The sequence below is a fragment of the Paenarthrobacter sp. YJN-5 genome (assembly GCF_015040095.1).
Taxonomy (GTDB): Bacteria; Actinomycetota; Actinomycetes; order Actinomycetales; family Micrococcaceae; genus Arthrobacter; species Arthrobacter ureafaciens.
In genome coordinates this window covers 1,899,318-1,914,260 of record NZ_CP053544.1, presented here as the reverse complement: position 1 = coordinate 1,914,260, position 14,943 = coordinate 1,899,318, and the positions used below count along the sequence as shown (strand labels likewise).

Annotated in this window: 13 protein-coding genes; 1 reads left to right on the top strand and 12 read right to left on the bottom strand. The window is 66.1% G+C overall.

The features are described from left to right. Positions 1-125 precede the first annotated feature (125 nt). From HMI59_RS09180 to HMI59_RS09140, 9 genes are all read right to left on the bottom strand, one after another. Positions 126-1,067 carry a hypothetical protein gene (locus HMI59_RS09180; protein WP_193593443.1) on the bottom strand — a complete coding sequence of 314 codons (942 nt, stop codon included), beginning with the start codon at positions 1,065-1,067 and terminating at the stop codon, positions 126-128. Positions 1,068-1,129: 62 nt separating this feature from the next. Continuing rightward, the gene (locus tag HMI59_RS09175; RefSeq protein WP_193593442.1) at positions 1,130-1,750 is read right to left on the bottom strand and encodes a hypothetical protein; all 621 of its coding nucleotides are present in this window, start codon (positions 1,748-1,750) and stop codon (positions 1,130-1,132) included. A gap of 107 nt (positions 1,751-1,857) precedes the next feature. Then, positions 1,858-4,647, bottom strand: coding sequence for an AAA family ATPase (locus HMI59_RS09170; RefSeq protein WP_193593441.1), 2,790 nt, complete (start codon positions 4,645-4,647; stop codon positions 1,858-1,860). Between the two features lie 327 nt (positions 4,648-4,974). Beyond that, the gene (locus HMI59_RS09165; RefSeq protein WP_193593440.1) at positions 4,975-5,184 is read right to left on the bottom strand and encodes a hypothetical protein; all 210 of its coding nucleotides are present in this window, start codon (positions 5,182-5,184) and stop codon (positions 4,975-4,977) included. Between the two features lie 107 nt (positions 5,185-5,291). Further along, the gene (locus HMI59_RS09160) at positions 5,292-7,226 is read right to left on the bottom strand and encodes an AAA family ATPase (RefSeq protein ID WP_193593439.1); all 1,935 of its coding nucleotides are present in this window, start codon (positions 7,224-7,226) and stop codon (positions 5,292-5,294) included. A gap of 147 nt (positions 7,227-7,373) precedes the next feature. Next, complete coding sequence (locus HMI59_RS09155; RefSeq protein WP_193593438.1) at positions 7,374-9,065, bottom strand: hypothetical protein; 1,692 nt, start codon at positions 9,063-9,065, stop codon at positions 7,374-7,376. 103 nt (positions 9,066-9,168) lie between these two features. Continuing rightward, positions 9,169-10,413 (bottom strand): AAA family ATPase, encoded by a 1,245-nt coding sequence (locus HMI59_RS09150; RefSeq protein WP_193593437.1) that lies wholly within the window; start codon positions 10,411-10,413, stop codon positions 9,169-9,171. 219 nt (positions 10,414-10,632) lie between these two features. After that, entirely contained in the window at positions 10,633-11,712 is a 1,080-nt protein-coding gene (locus HMI59_RS09145) for a hypothetical protein (protein WP_227471590.1), read from the bottom strand. 88 nt (positions 11,713-11,800) lie between these two features. After that, positions 11,801-12,757 (bottom strand): hypothetical protein, encoded by a 957-nt coding sequence (locus HMI59_RS09140; RefSeq protein WP_193593436.1) that lies wholly within the window; start codon positions 12,755-12,757, stop codon positions 11,801-11,803. 170 nt (positions 12,758-12,927) lie between these two features. Here HMI59_RS09140 and HMI59_RS09135 point away from each other — a divergent pair, with 170 nt between their 5' ends. Further along, a complete protein-coding gene (locus HMI59_RS09135) occupies positions 12,928-13,485 on the top strand; it encodes a LysM peptidoglycan-binding domain-containing protein (protein ID WP_227471589.1) in 558 nt (185 codons plus the stop codon). 71 nt (positions 13,486-13,556) lie between these two features. On the opposite strand, the gene HMI59_RS09130 is transcribed toward HMI59_RS09135, so the two are convergent. From HMI59_RS09130 to HMI59_RS09120, 3 genes are all read right to left on the bottom strand, one after another. Then, positions 13,557-13,898, bottom strand: coding sequence for a hypothetical protein (locus HMI59_RS09130; RefSeq protein ID WP_193593435.1), 342 nt, complete (start codon positions 13,896-13,898; stop codon positions 13,557-13,559). Next, on the bottom strand, positions 13,891-14,187 hold the full coding sequence (locus tag HMI59_RS09125) for a hypothetical protein (RefSeq protein WP_193593434.1): 297 nt from the start codon (positions 14,185-14,187) through the stop codon (positions 13,891-13,893). Before HMI59_RS09125 ends, HMI59_RS09130 begins: the two co-directional genes overlap by 8 nt. A 216-nt stretch (positions 14,188-14,403) precedes the next feature. Next, complete coding sequence (locus tag HMI59_RS09120) at positions 14,404-14,931, bottom strand: hypothetical protein (RefSeq protein WP_193593433.1); 528 nt, start codon at positions 14,929-14,931, stop codon at positions 14,404-14,406. Between the last annotated feature and the right edge of the window lie 12 nt (positions 14,932-14,943).

Genomic DNA, 14,943 nt, shown 5'->3' with positions numbered 1-14,943 from the left:
CTCCTTGGGTCGGGATGTGGGTGGGTGTGGGCTGCGCAGTCAGACGCGGTCATGCACAAACAAGAGGAGTCGGCTTCACGACCGGGCCTTTTTGGGGTGCATGTGGGTGCGGTGACGCCGTCGGCTCAGGCGGCGGATTGCTGTGTCTTCTCGGCGGCATGCCCGCGGTAGAGGCGCACGGCCAGGTCGATGCAGTAGCAGGTGAACAGGAAGTGGACGTCCCAGTCGCGCAGGTCCCACTCCCAGGTGTCGGAGCCGACGGTGTCCTCGTGCTCAGCCAGCCATTTGTGGGCCTCCGACTCGTTGTCGGCGTGCCAGCGGGCGTCTTCAATGATTTCCATGCGCCGCTCGGCAGGGGAATGTCGTGGGACCTCGATGTCGGCGAGCTCCATCCAGTTGTGTTCCTCTGTGAGCCGGTCGAACTTCTCGTCGGGGATGCCGTCGGTACTCCAGAGGGCAGCACGCGCGGCAGCGGCCGCGTTCCGGCGCTCGTGGTTCAGCACGGTGTCGCTGGCCGCGAGGTGTTCCTGGGCGGTCCAGTGGGCCTCGAAGAGCGCCAACTGTGCGTCCCCGTCAAGGCCGCGCAGTTCGTGCAGGCGCGTCAGCAGCGCCAACTGCTGACCGTGGAACTCCTCAGCCTCGGTTCCGAGCTCCTCGCTTTCTTCGAGGTGCTCCCGCACCAGCTGGATGAAGAGATCCGGGTCGTAATGTTTTACTTCGCGGGAGCGGCCGCCGCAGAGCTTCTCGGCCCAGTAGCGGAAGTCGATGCTGGGCGCACCGTCGGAGTAATAGCCCTCTGTCTTGCCGGCCGACGCGAAGAACCCGATCATGTCTGGTTCCCGGGTGAACATGTAGCCGTCGGCGATGTCGCCGCTGGTGGCCAGGTGGCCGGGCCAGGTGGTGATGTCCCAGGACCACATGCGGGTGCCTGGGGCCCGGATCCTGAAGTGGCGGTAGAGATCCTCGTCGTGCAGAACGATGAGTACGTGCTCCCTGGTCTGGGCGAGAAAGTCGGCGTACGTACGGGCGTACGGGTTCTCGGGCTTGGTGGTGTCAGGTGCGGACATGGCGGGTCTCTTCCGGGTCTGCTGGTCAGGGTTGTGGTCGGGGCCGTTCGCCCGGGCGAGGCTCAGAGGATCGGCAGTGGCCGGCCGGAGGGCTTGTAGTGGCCGTCGGCGTCGTCGAGCACGGCCTCGGTGAGGAGCACAGTGGCAGGCATGAGGAACGCACCCACGAGCGCGGCGAGGCGCTGCTCGTCGGCCAGCACCCGCTCGGGGATGCTGCCGCGGGTGCTGAAGAATATGTCGGCACGCTCGATGAGGCTGGCCCGGCGGGCCTCCCTGGAGGTGAAGTGCTCCGCGACGGTTTGTCCGGGGCCGTACTCAGTGATCACCGAATAGAGCTCGGCGGGAGCCTCGGTCTTCTTGCGGGTCGTGCTCACGTAGACCTGGACGCCCCATCGGCGGCAAAGCTTGGCGATGGCGTTGACCACGCTGTCCGGGGCGCTCTCCCACTGCCCGGAGCTGGACTGGTACAGCTCGTGCACTTCGTTCGCGGCGGAGGCGTCGATTGCGCCCGGGACGACGTCCGAGGCGGTCAGCAGCTGCGCGCACATGCGCAGCCGGAACGCTGGCGAGGGGTAGTGGTCGTGGAAGACGATCCGGTCGTCGTGGCAGATGACCAGGTCGTAGGCACTGTCGGGGCCCGGCACGAGCTCCTCTGAGCCGGCCTGGATTCCAGTGGCGGTCATGGCGTGCTCCTTCGAAGCTGGATTGACTGTGTGTGTGGGATGGGAAGCGGGAGGCGCGGGCGCTCCGACCTCTCATGGAGGTGGAGCGCCCGCGCCGGTGCCGTCGGTCAGACGGCTTCTGCGATCTGCTGCTGGTCGCCGGCGGTACCAGCGTCCTCGTCGTCGACCAGAAGGGTCGGGTCGATGCCCGCAGCGCGCTGCGCGTTCTTCTCGTCACGCTCGGTGAGGGCGTTGACGATCTGCTCGTAGCTGCTCTGGATCGGCGGGTTCTTCGCCGTGCCGTAGGAGAGCACGTACTGGCTCTTCATGGCGCGCGTGAACGCAACGTAGAACATCCGCTTGGTGTCCTGGGTCATCTTCGCGTCCTCCTTGTAGAGGACGACGACGTTGTCGAACTCGAGGCCCTTGGCACCGTGGATCGTCGAGACGACGAGATCGGCCTTGGACTCGAGGTTCTTCCGCTTGCGCTCCTGGTTCTTCTGCTTGTTCACGTTCAGCTTCTGCTGGTTGCGCGTGATCTCGAAGGACAGGAGGTTGTCGCGGAGCCGGTCGAAGAACACGTTCGCAGGCAGGCTGCCCTGGTTGCACAGGGCCACCCAGCCGTTGATCGCGGCGCTGTTCTCGACCCACCATTCGGAGATGGTGCGCAGGATTGCCTTCTCGACGTTGACGTTTCCGGCATTCTTCGTCAGCTTGCCCATGTTGTCCTTGATCCCCTGGGAGACCACGAACGAGGCGTTGGCCGGCTGCACCTGCAGGACGTCGTTCCAGAAGAACTTGATGTACTTCGAGAAGATGTCCGTGGCGTAGACGCGGTCGCTGACGAGCGAGGCCACGTGCTTGTTCGGGTAGGCCTTCTCAAGCACTTCCTGGATCAGCGCCACTTCACGGCGGGCGTAGGCCAGGAAGGCCACCTGCTCGCCGCGGTCCAGGCAGGCCTGAACGTACTCCGGGATCACCGTGTTGCGCACGATCGGCTGCAGGTCGTTGGCGATGAAGCCGGTCAGGCGCGCCACCTCGTGGTAGTTGAGGGTGACCTTCTCCTTGAAGGAGTCGGCCGTGGGCACCGCCAGCGAGTTGGCCTGCAGCTGGATGTTGGCGAACTGGTTGGTCTCCAGGCCGCCAAGCACGACGTTCGCGAAGTCGAGAATCTCCTGGTTGCTCCGGTAGTTTGTCGTGAGCCGGAAGGTCGCGAAGACCCCCGAGCCCTCCAGCGTGTTGAGCGCCCTCGGGTTGGCCGAGCGGAACTCGTACAGCGTCTGGCTGGCGTCGCCGACGATGAACAGCGACTGGGCGTGCTTGGTGATGTACTTCAGCACGTAGATGAACTCGAAGACCGAGTTGTCCTGGACCTCGTCGATGATCAGGTACTTGCTCTGCACGTGGGCAGGCTCGGACATGTCGTCGATCTTCTGATAGCAGATGATGATCTGCAGCTCCAGTGAGGTCTGTTCGATGCGGTCGAGCAGCGCGATCACCTCGTCGAAGTGGTTCTCGACAAAGGTGTTCAGGGCCGTGAACGCACCGGTCTTGTTCTGGTCGACCTCGAGCAGGCGGTGTCGGAACGTCGCCGCGAACTGGCTGTTCGGGTAGAAGATGTCGATCGAATTGATGATCGTGTCGATAGCCGAGACCTTGTGGGTCGGGTGGTTCATCGAGTAGATGTCGATGATCATCTTGGCGATCGTCATCGAGCCGACGTTCGGGTTCTTCTCCGTGATGTTGTCGGCCGCGGCGTTGGTGAACGACAGGACGGTGATGTCGCTGGCGGGCACCCCGCAGGTCTCGAGGTACTTGATGCGCTCGAGGATCACGGTCGACTTGCCTGTGCCCGCGCCGGCCTGCGTCATCACGAGCGGCTCGTGCGTGCTGAGCGCGTCGAGTTGCTGCTTGGACAGGTGCGGCGGAAACACCGGGGCCGTGGCCGGCTGGGGCGGCGTGATGAGCTGGTCCTTCATGCGCTCCAGGTGGTCGAGGGTGTGGTTCATCAGCAGGCTGAGGTTCTGCTTGGACAGCTTCGCCGCGATCGGCGCAGAGAACGTGGTGTCCAGCTGCTGGTGGATCCGGCGGTAGGCCTCCAGCGGGACGTTGTAGTTCTCCAGGTAGCGCAGCTGCACCGCTAGCATGTTCAGCTGCTCCTCGGTGGGGCTGGCCGGCATGTCCTGCACGTACTGGCAGACGGTGTCCGAGATGGCCTCGGAGTCCCAGATCCGGGCCAGGCGCGTGATGCGCTCGTAGATCGGGTACTCGTCCATCCAGTCGGCGAGCTTGTCGAGGTTGGTTGCACTCAACCCTGCGGCCGAGAGCACATCCTCGATGACGTCGCGGGCATTCTCTGCGGGGCTGGTGTCCCACTGCAGGAACACCGCCGCGTCGTGGTTGCCGTAGCCGACGGAGCGGGACACCGACACGGCGCGCTCCGGTTCGGCCACACCCTGCTTGAGGAGGTAGATCTCCAGGCGGTACTGGATCACCAGGTCGCGGCGGATCTTGTCACCGGCCTTGTCCTCGTACACGGTCAGAGCCTGTGGGGTCATGTCGAAGTGCACGTCCCAGGAGTTGCCCGGCGTCGGGATGTCCAGCGCGAAGCGGTCGTCGACGTGCGGCACCGGGAGCGTGAACGACCCGCCCGAGAGCAACGAACGGCGCGTGATCGGGGCCAGCGGCACCAGCGCGGTGGTGATGTCGTGGTGGGTCGAGCTCTGCTTGACCTCGATGTCGCGGTCCACCGCGTAGGCGGTGTTGGTCGCAGTGTTGATCGGCCGCAGACTCTCGTTGAGCAGGCCGGTCTTTTTGCCGGACCCGGTCAGGCGTGAGGAGAAGAACTTCGGGTCTACGGCCTTCTGGGCAGCGACGGCGGCTGCGGAAAGGTCGATGTCGTCAAGCAGGATAGGCATGGTGTCGTCTTTCTTCGAACGAATCAGTAGGCAGGTCGAGAGGGCGTTTCGAATTGGAGCGGCATAGACCATTCTTATAGCAGGTGAATGATCAGTCGAATGCTCGTAGACGAGCTCTTGGGTCACGGGCGCGGGCATGAGAGCGGGAGGGCTCGCCTCTGGCGACGAGCCCTCCCGCGCTCCTCTCAACCCACCCGTCAGGGGCCGTGAGGCCCCTGAATCCGGGAGCGGCGGCGTCAGCCGCGCGGACCCGGACACCGCGCGCTACCCAGGCGCGCGGACGTCAATCGCAGGCTCACCTCCTGGGCTGGCCTGTAGGAAGCACCTTCAGTCGGCGTCCCAGGGATTGGCCTTGCTGACGGACCCCGAGGGGCCCACCTCGACAAGGCCGAGCATGAGGGCGAGATCGCGGCAGTCGGCCGCGTCCGCGGAGTTGGCGGCCACCAGCAGCCGTGCGTCATCGCAGATCTGCTCGCTCTTGTCTCCGGGCCGTGCCGGATGGAGGGTGGCGGCGGTGTCATTGGTCGTGATGGTCATGGCAGTGACGTCCTTACTTCCTGTGGTGGAACGCGGTGCGCGCACGCACGAGCGCCCCCACCCCGGGTATCCGGGACAGGGGCGCTCGAACGCAGTGTGGTGCCAGGTCAGTCGACGGCCAGCGTCTCTGGCTCGTCGGAGAGGGCGGCTGCGGGCGGGATGAACGCAGCCGATGCAGCCTGGGCGGCGAGCAGCCGGTCCTCGACCCACACGCGCACGGCCTTGCCGGCCGGACGCGCACCCTGGGAGTCGACGTAGGTTTCCTCGGCCACGGCACGCAGCTCAGCGTCGGGGATCGACGTGGGCAGCGTCTGGCCCAGGCGGGGCCTGGCGTCCAGGATCCGTTCGCGCTGGCGGGTGTATTCCGCCGCGAGGATCTCCCGGTAGGCCTGCTCGTCGACCGGGTTGAAGCCCACGACGAGCGAGAACCGCCCGAGCAGCTCTGCGTCGAAGAACTGAGCCAGCTCCTTGGTCAGGGACCGGTGTGAGACCGCCGGCGGGGCCGAGCCGAAGCCGACCGGCTTGCGGTTCAGGGCTTCCCGCGCAGCGTTGGTCGTGCAGATCACCAGCGCCTTGGAGAAGTCCAGCACCTTGCCGTGGGCGTTGCGGATGTAGCCCTCGTCGAAGGCCGAGAGGAACAGTCGTTGCACGGCCTTGTCCGCCTTCTCGAACTCGTCGAGCAGGATCACCCGGTGGGGGTTGGACTCGAGTGTGTCGAACGGCAGCTCGCGGTTGGAGTCCGAGCCGACGTAGCCGGGAGGTGCCCCGACGATTTTCGCGGTGTCTGAGGGAGTGTGGAACTCCGTCATGTTCAGGATGATCGGCTCGGTGCCGGTCATCTGCTCCGCAATGATCTTCGCGGTCTCGGTCTTGCCCACGCCCGAGGCCCCGGCGAGCATCCAGGTCATCGGGGTCGACGTCGGGAACAGATCCAGCTCCTCGCGGGCCAGGCGGTCCACGAGCTTCTCGAGCACGTCGTCCTGGCCGCGCAGGCGGCCCAGCAGGGTCGCCCGGAGGGTTGCGACGTCGAACTCCGGGCGCTGGGCGTTTCCGGTCATCAGACGCTTGGCCACATCCAGGACGCGCTTGGCGGTCAGCGGCACCTGCGGGATCGACCGCAGGGTGTTCACGAGTGCCGTGTCCCCGGCAGCCTCGGCCTGGACGATGAGTTTCTTCTGCTCCAGCACACGGTCGGCCATCGCCCGGTCCAGCAACGTGATGGCGCTGTCGGGGCGGTGCTGCCCGGCACGGGAGTTCTCCTCCGCGATCCGGACGGTCTCGGCCAGGACGTCGTCGGAGACCGCGATCTGGTGGCGGTAGTGCGCCACCAGGCCCGGACGGACACTGCCGAGCACCGTGAGGGTCTGCTCGACGGTCAGTTCGTCGACGATGAGCGGGGTGAAGCGCCGCGCGAAGGCAGGGTCGTCGTCGAAGGCCCGGAACTCGGTGGAGGTAGTGGCACCGATGACGCGCATGTCGCCGCGGGCCAGGGCAGGCTTGAGCACCTGCGAGACCTTTCGCAGCACCGAGTCGGTGTGGGAGGTGGATCCACCGGTGATCTGGTGGATCTCGTCCATGAACAGGATGACCTTGTTCTTGGGGTCCGAGGCGAAGTCGATGACGGCCTGGACCTTCTCCTCCAGCTGCCCGACGATGCCGGAGCCGGCGACGAGGTTGGTGATGGGCAGCTCGTAGACGGTGAAGCCCTTGAGCTGGTCGGGGATGAGGGTGTCGCCCAGGGCGATCCGGCGGGCGATGTCCTCGACGATCCGGGTCTTACCAACGCCGGCAGAGCCCTTCAGGAGCACATTCGGCTTGTTCCGGCTGATCAGGACGGAGAGGACCTGCTCGATGAGCGCGTCGCGGAACATCGTCGGGTCGGCGTTCTTGAACTTCTCGTTGTAGTCGACGAGGAGCTCCTTGACGGCGTCGTCGGACTGGCCGCCCTGGCTGGGGATGCCGCCCATGGGCGGGAAGCTCGGAGGCGTGCCGCCGCTGTTCGTGTCGTCGTCGGAGCCCGACGTGAAGTTGTTGAGGCCCATCGTGGGTCCCTCCTTCGGTGGGGTTCGCCGGGCGGCGCGCTGGGTGGGCGCGCCGGGGTACCCGGCAGGGTTACGGGTAGGTCTGAGGAAGGAGGAGACGCCGGCCGGTTCGGCCGGTCGGCGTCTCCCCTGTGGCCGGGAGCAGGATCAGAGGACCATGCCCAGCAGCTTCTGCCGGATGCTCGGGTCGATGTGCTGCATGCCGTTCGCGTACGTCTCGGCGGAGCGGACCATGTACTTCCAGTCCATAGCCGAGCACGGGGCGTAGTAGAGGTTCGGCGGGTGATCCTCGCGCCTCGAAGGCGTGGACCACTCGAAGTCGGTGATCATCAGCGACAGACGGCGCTTTCGCACCTGGGAGGCGTTGATGTAGTCCCAGACCTGCTTGAACTCGGTGCCGCCGGTGACCTTGGGCACCTTCCGGAACTCCTGCCAGATCTGCCGCGTCGACTTGTTCTCGACCTTCAGCAGCGTCTCCTGGGAGAGCATGTGGCTGAAGGAGTTGAAGTACAGGTTGACGTTGAGCTTCTTGGCAATCCGAATGAGCATCAGCACTGCCTCCTGGTAGTTCTCCTCGGAGATCGACCCGGAGGTGTCGATGAAGACGTGCAGGTCGGGCATGTACTGCACCGACGTGATCCGGCCCGGCTTGTTGAAGTCGTCCGGGTTGCGGCGGTTGGCCTTGAGGAAGGTCGTCTTCATCGTTCGGTAGACGTTCTGGGACTTGTTGACCTTGCCCATGCGCTTAAGCACCCGGGTGATGTCCTTGAACAGGTCCAGCTTCGTGGGCGGGGCCTTGCGGAACTTCACCTGGGCCGAGCGCGAGCCCGGCTGTCCCGGCTGCTGCCGTGCGCCCATGGCAGCGGCTCTGGCAGCTGCTCGCGGGAGCGAGGTCAGCTTGGACAGCGCGGCGTTGGAGACGACTTTCACGGGCGAGGCAAGGGACAGGTTGATGAGGTTCCACTCCCCCGTCACCTTCGCGGCGGTGGCGCGGGCGTGGGCCTCGACGTTGACCAGGACCAGCGATCGCGGGCAGAACAGCTCCCCGACGGTAAACGGCATGATGCCGGTGTCGAGGGCAGCCGCGCCTGTTGAGGCGGCCTTGCGCTGCTGGTCGACGTAGGTCATCAGCATGCGGATAACCAGCCGGGCGAAGGAGAACTCGTCGTTGCCGTCGGAGTCGTCCTTGCGCAGCAGCAGCGATTCGGTCAGCCCCTTGAGCGAGAGGTTCGCGAAGTCGTTCAGCAGCCGGAGGGTGTCCGCCGGCATCGCGTTCGCGCCGGCCATCGTCTGCACCTGCTGGTTCAGCCAGATCTTGAAGCCGTCGAATGCGGCAGAGGACTGGAACCAGAACCCGAGGGTATTCGGGTGGTAGGTGTAGGCGACGGAGGCGAAGAAGGCGCTCTCGTTGGCGGAGCCTGCGAGCAGGCCCTTGGCCGCGGGGATGACATCGTTCTGGGCTGAGTAAAGGACCCGGGCTGAAGGCGCGGGCCACTTGTTTTGCTGCCCGGCCTGGACAGCGAACAGTTCGCCCACCGGCAGGGGCGTGCCCTGGTCATAGCTGACCATGGTCTGCCCGAGCAGCTCCTTGGCGTTCTTCTCGGCGGCCGGGTCCATCGCCTCGCCGAGGCAGCGCATGACGATGTCCAGGATGTCGCCGGTGATGTCGTGGCCCGAGCCGTCGACGATGCTCGCCGGAGCGCTGGGGTTCAGCGGCTCCAACAGCGGGTCGACCAGGACCTTCTGGATGGCCGGCATGGGGTCGTAGTCGCCCGTGCACGAGATCGTGTGCAGGGCGTCGAGCACCGCCGGCTTCTGGTTCGTGACGGTGATCGTCATCGTGGTCTCCTAATGCGGTCTGAGGCGACGGGTGTCGTGGGATGGCGGGGGACGCTCCGGAACGGAGCCGGTGGCGTCCCCCGCCGCCCGGTGCCGGGTCGGCTCAGAGGAAGGCCGACAGGGACGGCTTGACCGCGGCCACGATCGGCGAGTCGACCTCGAGGAAGGCCTCCAGGTTCTGCCGGTCGAACTGCCCGGTGGTCACCAGCTCGAACAGGGTGCGCGTGTGCTCCGGCTCAATCTGGACGGCGGCCTGCGCCAGCTGCTCGATGAGGCGCGAGTTGTCCTCCTTCTCCTTCATCGCGTAGAGCAGCGAGCCGGAGACCTCGTTCTGGGTCAGGCCCGAGATCTGCGCGGCGAGGTCGGTGACCGTGCCCGCGGACTTGAGGGTCGCGTAGCAGTTCGGCTTGGGCACGTTGACGCGGTTGTGTGCCGGGCCTCCCGAGTTCGATGCGAGGTCTTCGGCGATGACCGCCACGAGCTGGGTGGTGAACATGGTGTCACCGGTGAAGGCCTCGATTGCCTCGTTGAGCAGTGAGGTCTCGCGGCTGCCGATCTGGACCGGGGTCGCCAGGTGGCTTGCCAGCTCCTGGCGGTCGACGCGGTTCAGCCACCGCGAGAGGTGGTCGATGGTGCGCGGCGTGGTGAGCTGGTTCATCTCTTCGCCGCCGTCGAACAGCTCGGCCATGGTGACGTTGCCGTCGTCATCGTCGTCATCGCGGCCGTCGGCCACGATGGCGTTCGGTGTCGACTTCTGGAAGATGAGGGCGGGGTACTGGGTAAGAACCTTCTTCACCCATGGGTTCAGCGCGTCGCCGAGGACGGACATGAGGGTCGTCGCATCGGGCTCGACGTGGAAGATCGCGAAGCGCGAGAGCGAGGCCTCGTCGAGAGTCGTGACGTTGCCCTTGTCGTTGCCTGCCACGATGATGCGGACGTTCTCCGGCAGTTCGATGTGGCCCATGCGGCGCAGGGTCACCAGAGTGAGTGCGCCGGAGGTCACGTCGGAGGTCGTGCGGTTGATCTCGTCGAGGAAGAGGATCGGCCACTCGCGCGGGTTCTCCAGCGCGTAGTCGATGCACTCCTGGATGACCTGGTGCGGGTAGAAGACTTGTTTGTAGGACTGTGTCCCGTCGCTCTTCTCGTAGGGTACGAGGCGCGCGCCGGTCAGGTCGGCCTTGTCGGCGAGCTGGTTGCAGGGCAGGACGAAGGCTTTGGTGCCCATCGAGTAGGCGAGGGCCTCGACGAAGGAGGACTTGCCGATGCCGGGCTCGCCCATGAGCGCGGGCGTGGCCCCGACCTCGAGGGACTGCTGGATCAGAGTCGTCAGGGTGTCGTTGAACTTCATGGGAATGTCTTTCTGGTCGTGGGTGAGCTGTGAGCAGGTGAGACGGGAGACGGACCCACGGCAGGGCTGAGCGCCGTACGGGACATGTCGGAAGCAGGGCCACAAGGCCCGGTGACGGGGGCGGTCGGGCTCAGAAGCCCACCGCCTCCCCATCCCCGATCGGGCTCCGCCCGATCCAGTCTTTGTTCCACCGCCAAACCGATGGGTAACCCCGAAGGTTCACCCCGCCTCGGCGGAGGCCTCCCGTGCCGCTACGAGAGCAGCAGCACGGTCCAGCAGGAACGGCCTGCCGTTGCGCATCTGGGCGTGCTTAGGCCGAGACTCGATCACTGCCAGCGAGGTCTTGTACAGCAGCCAGGCTTCGTCCCCGGAGGAGAACTGCGCGCCGAAGGACCGGTAGGTGCGCAACGGCAGCTGCATGCCGGTGTAGAGGACACCCAGGACGGAGAACTCCCAGCGGGAGCGGTCGTTGTCGAAGTCCTCGGGCGTCTTCAGCCGGTCGCGGGAGCCGGCGAGTGTCTGCTCGACGATGGCCTCGGCGTACGGGATGTCGGGCATCTCGCCGTCGGTGCCGACGGCGGTCGAGGGGATGCTGATGCTCGGCTTGGCCTTAGCGGCCAGGTCCGAGTACAGGTCCTCCACGGAGGAAAACCGGTCGGAGGCGGGCTGCGCCGCAACGTGCTCGATGATGCGCCGCGGCACCGGGCTACGGGTGAACGTGCACCAATGGTCCAGGAGGATCTCGTACCAGCCGTGCTCCTCGCGCAGGACGCGCTTGTCAGCGGCGATCGGGAAGTCGTGGAGGTTGGCAGGCAGCGGGGCGACCAGGTGGAAGCCCCGGCCCGACATCGACAGCTCCAAGTACAGGATTCCGGGCAGGCGCAGGATGTCTGCGGCCACGTCCGGCGGGCAACCGGGCTCGACGTCGATCACGATCAGACCGTCGGAGGGGGCTTGCAGGTAGAAGGCAGCGTTCGCGGCGTTCGGCAGTGTGTCGGCCAGCTGGTCGAGGGTGAGCAGGCAGGTCGCGTCCAGGGCGAATGCTCCGCGCAGGGGGCCTGCGTGGCGGCAGCCCGGATTGCAGCCGTCGAGCAGGTGCCGCACATCGATCGGTGCCTTGCGGCCGGAGTCCTCGTCGTCGAGCTCGCCGAGCCGGCCGGAGATGGTCCAGCGGCAGGCGGTCGCCAGGGCGCGGATCGCGGGGTTGTTATAGAAGCTGGGGAAGATCGCGCGGGGATCGGCGGCGGTCACATCAATGCCTTCTTGTCGGGAGCGGATGAAAACAGGGCCGGGTTGCACCCCCGCCCTGAAAGACGAGACCCCCGTACGGCTGGATGCCTGCACGGGGGTCTCGTCTGGGGGTTCGGCCGGTCGGATCGGCCGTGGATCAGCCCTGGTAGGTGATTCCGGCCTGCTGGGCATCACCGGAGCCGCCCCACGGGCCCTGGCCGGCGGGAGCACCCACGGCCGAACCCGCGTCCTTCAACTCGGCGTTCTCACGCTCGAGGCGGGCGAGCTTCTGCTCGGGCGTCTCCTGCTGCGGCTGCACCGCGGGGACCGGGGCGGGAACCGGAGTCGCGGCAGGGGCCGCCTGCGGGGCCACCGCCACCGGCGCGGCGGCGACCTGTGCGTGTGCCTGTGCGGGGACCGCTGCCGGGACCGCGGCCGCAACGGCGGGCTGCGGGGCCGGGAAGGACAGACCGTCCTCGACCTCGGTGCCGACCGGCTCCTCGCCGTTGCCGACGGCGGAGTCCGTGCCCGGCTGGGCCTGGACAGCACGCGGCGGGGCGTTGAAGACGATGCCGCGCGCCGCGAGCTCGCCGGTGGCGACGCCGCCGGCGTTGTAGTAGCGCGGGGCCTCATGCACGATCACCTGGTCGAGGGACAGGCCGCGGTTGGCGAAGTTCTTCGGCTTGTAGACGCGCAGCACGAGCGTCACGTCCAGGCCTTGTGCCAGTTCCTGACCGGAGGTGTCCTGGTCGTACGTGCCGTCGCCCTTCTCGGACGGGATCGCGATGATCGGCAGGTTCGTGCCCTTGGAATCGATCGAGTAGTTCGCGCCCGTGTCCGGGTTCTTCTTCGAGGTGTAGCGGCGCTCGGAGACGAACTGTTCCTCGACCGTAGGGTTCGCCGGGTCGGCGAACTGCACCTCGGCCTCGGTGATCGTCGCCGTGGTGTGCGGCTTGCCCACGGGGCTCATGCCGTTCTGGACCTTGCGCTGGTCGCTGGCGGCGAGGGCGGCACCCTCGATGAGGCTGGTCAGCCGGGCGAAGGCGAGCTTGCCGCGGATGAAGACGCTGGTGCCTTCGGTGAGCTGGTTGGCGGAGATGGAGTAGTTGGCCATGGTGGTGGGTTCCTTCTGTTGAGTGATTCGGTGGTTCGTGGCACCTGTCGGACTGGTCTATGCCTCGTCTATCCCTTCTCCTATTCTATCAAGATGCACTGGACTACGAGTAGAATGTGCATAAGGACTCGAATGGTCGCAAATGGTGAGCTGGATAGAGAGGGACAGGGATGACGGATACGATGCACAGGCCCGAGGAGAAGGTCACTGATGCGGCTCCCCCGGCCCGGGTGGCGGTGCAGCGGCGGGACCGGCTTGGGCCCCTGGGCTATGGCAGTGGACCGGTACTGGCGGCCGGGATCATGGCCGGCGGCGCGTTGCTGTTTGCCGGCTGGGGCGCGACGCAGCTCCTCACTGCTGACCGGAGCCCGGCGAGCGATGCGGTGGCAGCTCCCCAGCACGATGAGGGCACCGTGACGGTGACCCTGCCGGACCGGGACCGCAACGGGGTCCCGGACGCCTTCGAGGCCAAGGCCGGTAACGGCAGCTCTACGGACGGCCAGGGTTCGGGCACCTCGGCGTCGGGCAAGGGCGACGAGGACAAGCCGGCACAGGTACCCGAGCCGAAGCTTCCGCCGCGGGTGTACGTAATCCAGTGGGGTGACACCCTCACGGAGATCTCGGCGGAGACCGGAGTGCCGATCGGGGCCCTGGTCGAGAAGAACGGGATCCAGGACCCGAATCTCATCTACGCCGGAGCCTCGCTGCTCATCCCGCCCACAGAGTGAGAGTCGACGATGGAGCCCGGACGACGCTGATGTTCAGCGCCGTCCGGGCTCCTGCTGTGTCCGGGGGACAGTCAGCCGGCGGGCCGTGTGAGCTGCTGCTGCAACGACCGCAGCCGCTCCAGTTCTGCCCGCATGCAGGAGACATCCTCGGGCTCGTAGTCCTGGGGATAGTCGAGCTTGTAATCGCCGAGCAGCTCGATCTTCGTGTCGACGAGTCCCTTCAGGTCAAATCCGTCGACAATTGCCTGAGCGAACTGGAGAAGGCCTTTCTCGTAGGGCACGCCGGTACCCAATGCCCAGCAGAGGGCTTCGAAGCAACTTTCTTCGTCTTCTACTGCGATACCGTGAGCACTGATGACGCTATTGGCGGCTTCTTCGGCGGCATCCTTGATGGCTGCGCTTGCATCAGTCATCGCCTTCGCTCCCTTCTTCCTGCTGCACGTTGCGGGCGGGCGTCTGGATGTCGAGCCAGGTCTGCATGGCCTCGAGGGCGGTGGAGACTTTATCCTGCTCATCGAGCTTGATAAGGGTTGTCCACCCGAATTGCGTGAGTGTTTCGACGGTGAATTCGCCGCGGTTGAGCTCGAGAACCCGGTACAGTCCAGATCCGGCGACTTCGTAGATGGTCAGACCGGATCGATGGGTTTCATGCAGACGCTGGTATTTGACCGGCAGCTGCGATGCGCGAAGAACGACGGTCATGGGCTAACTCCTGCGGGTCGAGAATCTTGAGGACAGATGGTACGGTAACGGTGGCCGCGCCGCGCACCGCGCGGCTGCGACCACCACGGAACGACCCCCGGGACCGGCGTGAGCCGGTCCACGGTCTTTCCACCGGTTCCCCCGGACGCAAAAGACCCCGCCTCGGCCAAAGCCAGGCGGGGTCGTTCGAGCGCCGGAAGAAGTGCTGCGCCGCGCTCAAGCGGCGTCAGTGTCGGCCTCACCGGGATCCTCGACAGCGTCGTGCTTGTCAAACAGGAAGCCCCGGGCCTGACCGCTGGCCATCATGTCTCCGAGGTGCGCCAGGAGCACCGCGCGCTGCGTGGTCCGGCGGTCCTCCAGCGGGTCGTAGTCGCGCAGGGCATCCAGGTTGACCACCCAGCCGTTCTCGCGTTCGACGGCTTCCTCAAGTTCGGAGCCAGCGGCGACGGCCATACCGGTGAAGTCGTGGTCGAACTCGGGTGTGACGTCGAGCCGCTGCGTCGGGTCGTCGATGTAAAGCGTGTCGCCTCGCAGCAGGCCGCCGGAGCGGTCGAAGGCGGTGAGAAAGACGCGGTCGGCGCGGGAGGTGTTCTCGACATGCACGGCGGCCACCGCGTCGTCGGCGAGAAAGTCCGTCTGGCTCAGACGGGCACAGGTGCGTGAGCGAGCTTCGTAGCACCACATGATCGACCGGGCCTCGTCGAATCCGCGGAACTCGTCGGAGGGGGGCTGCATATCGACCATCTGATGCTCCTT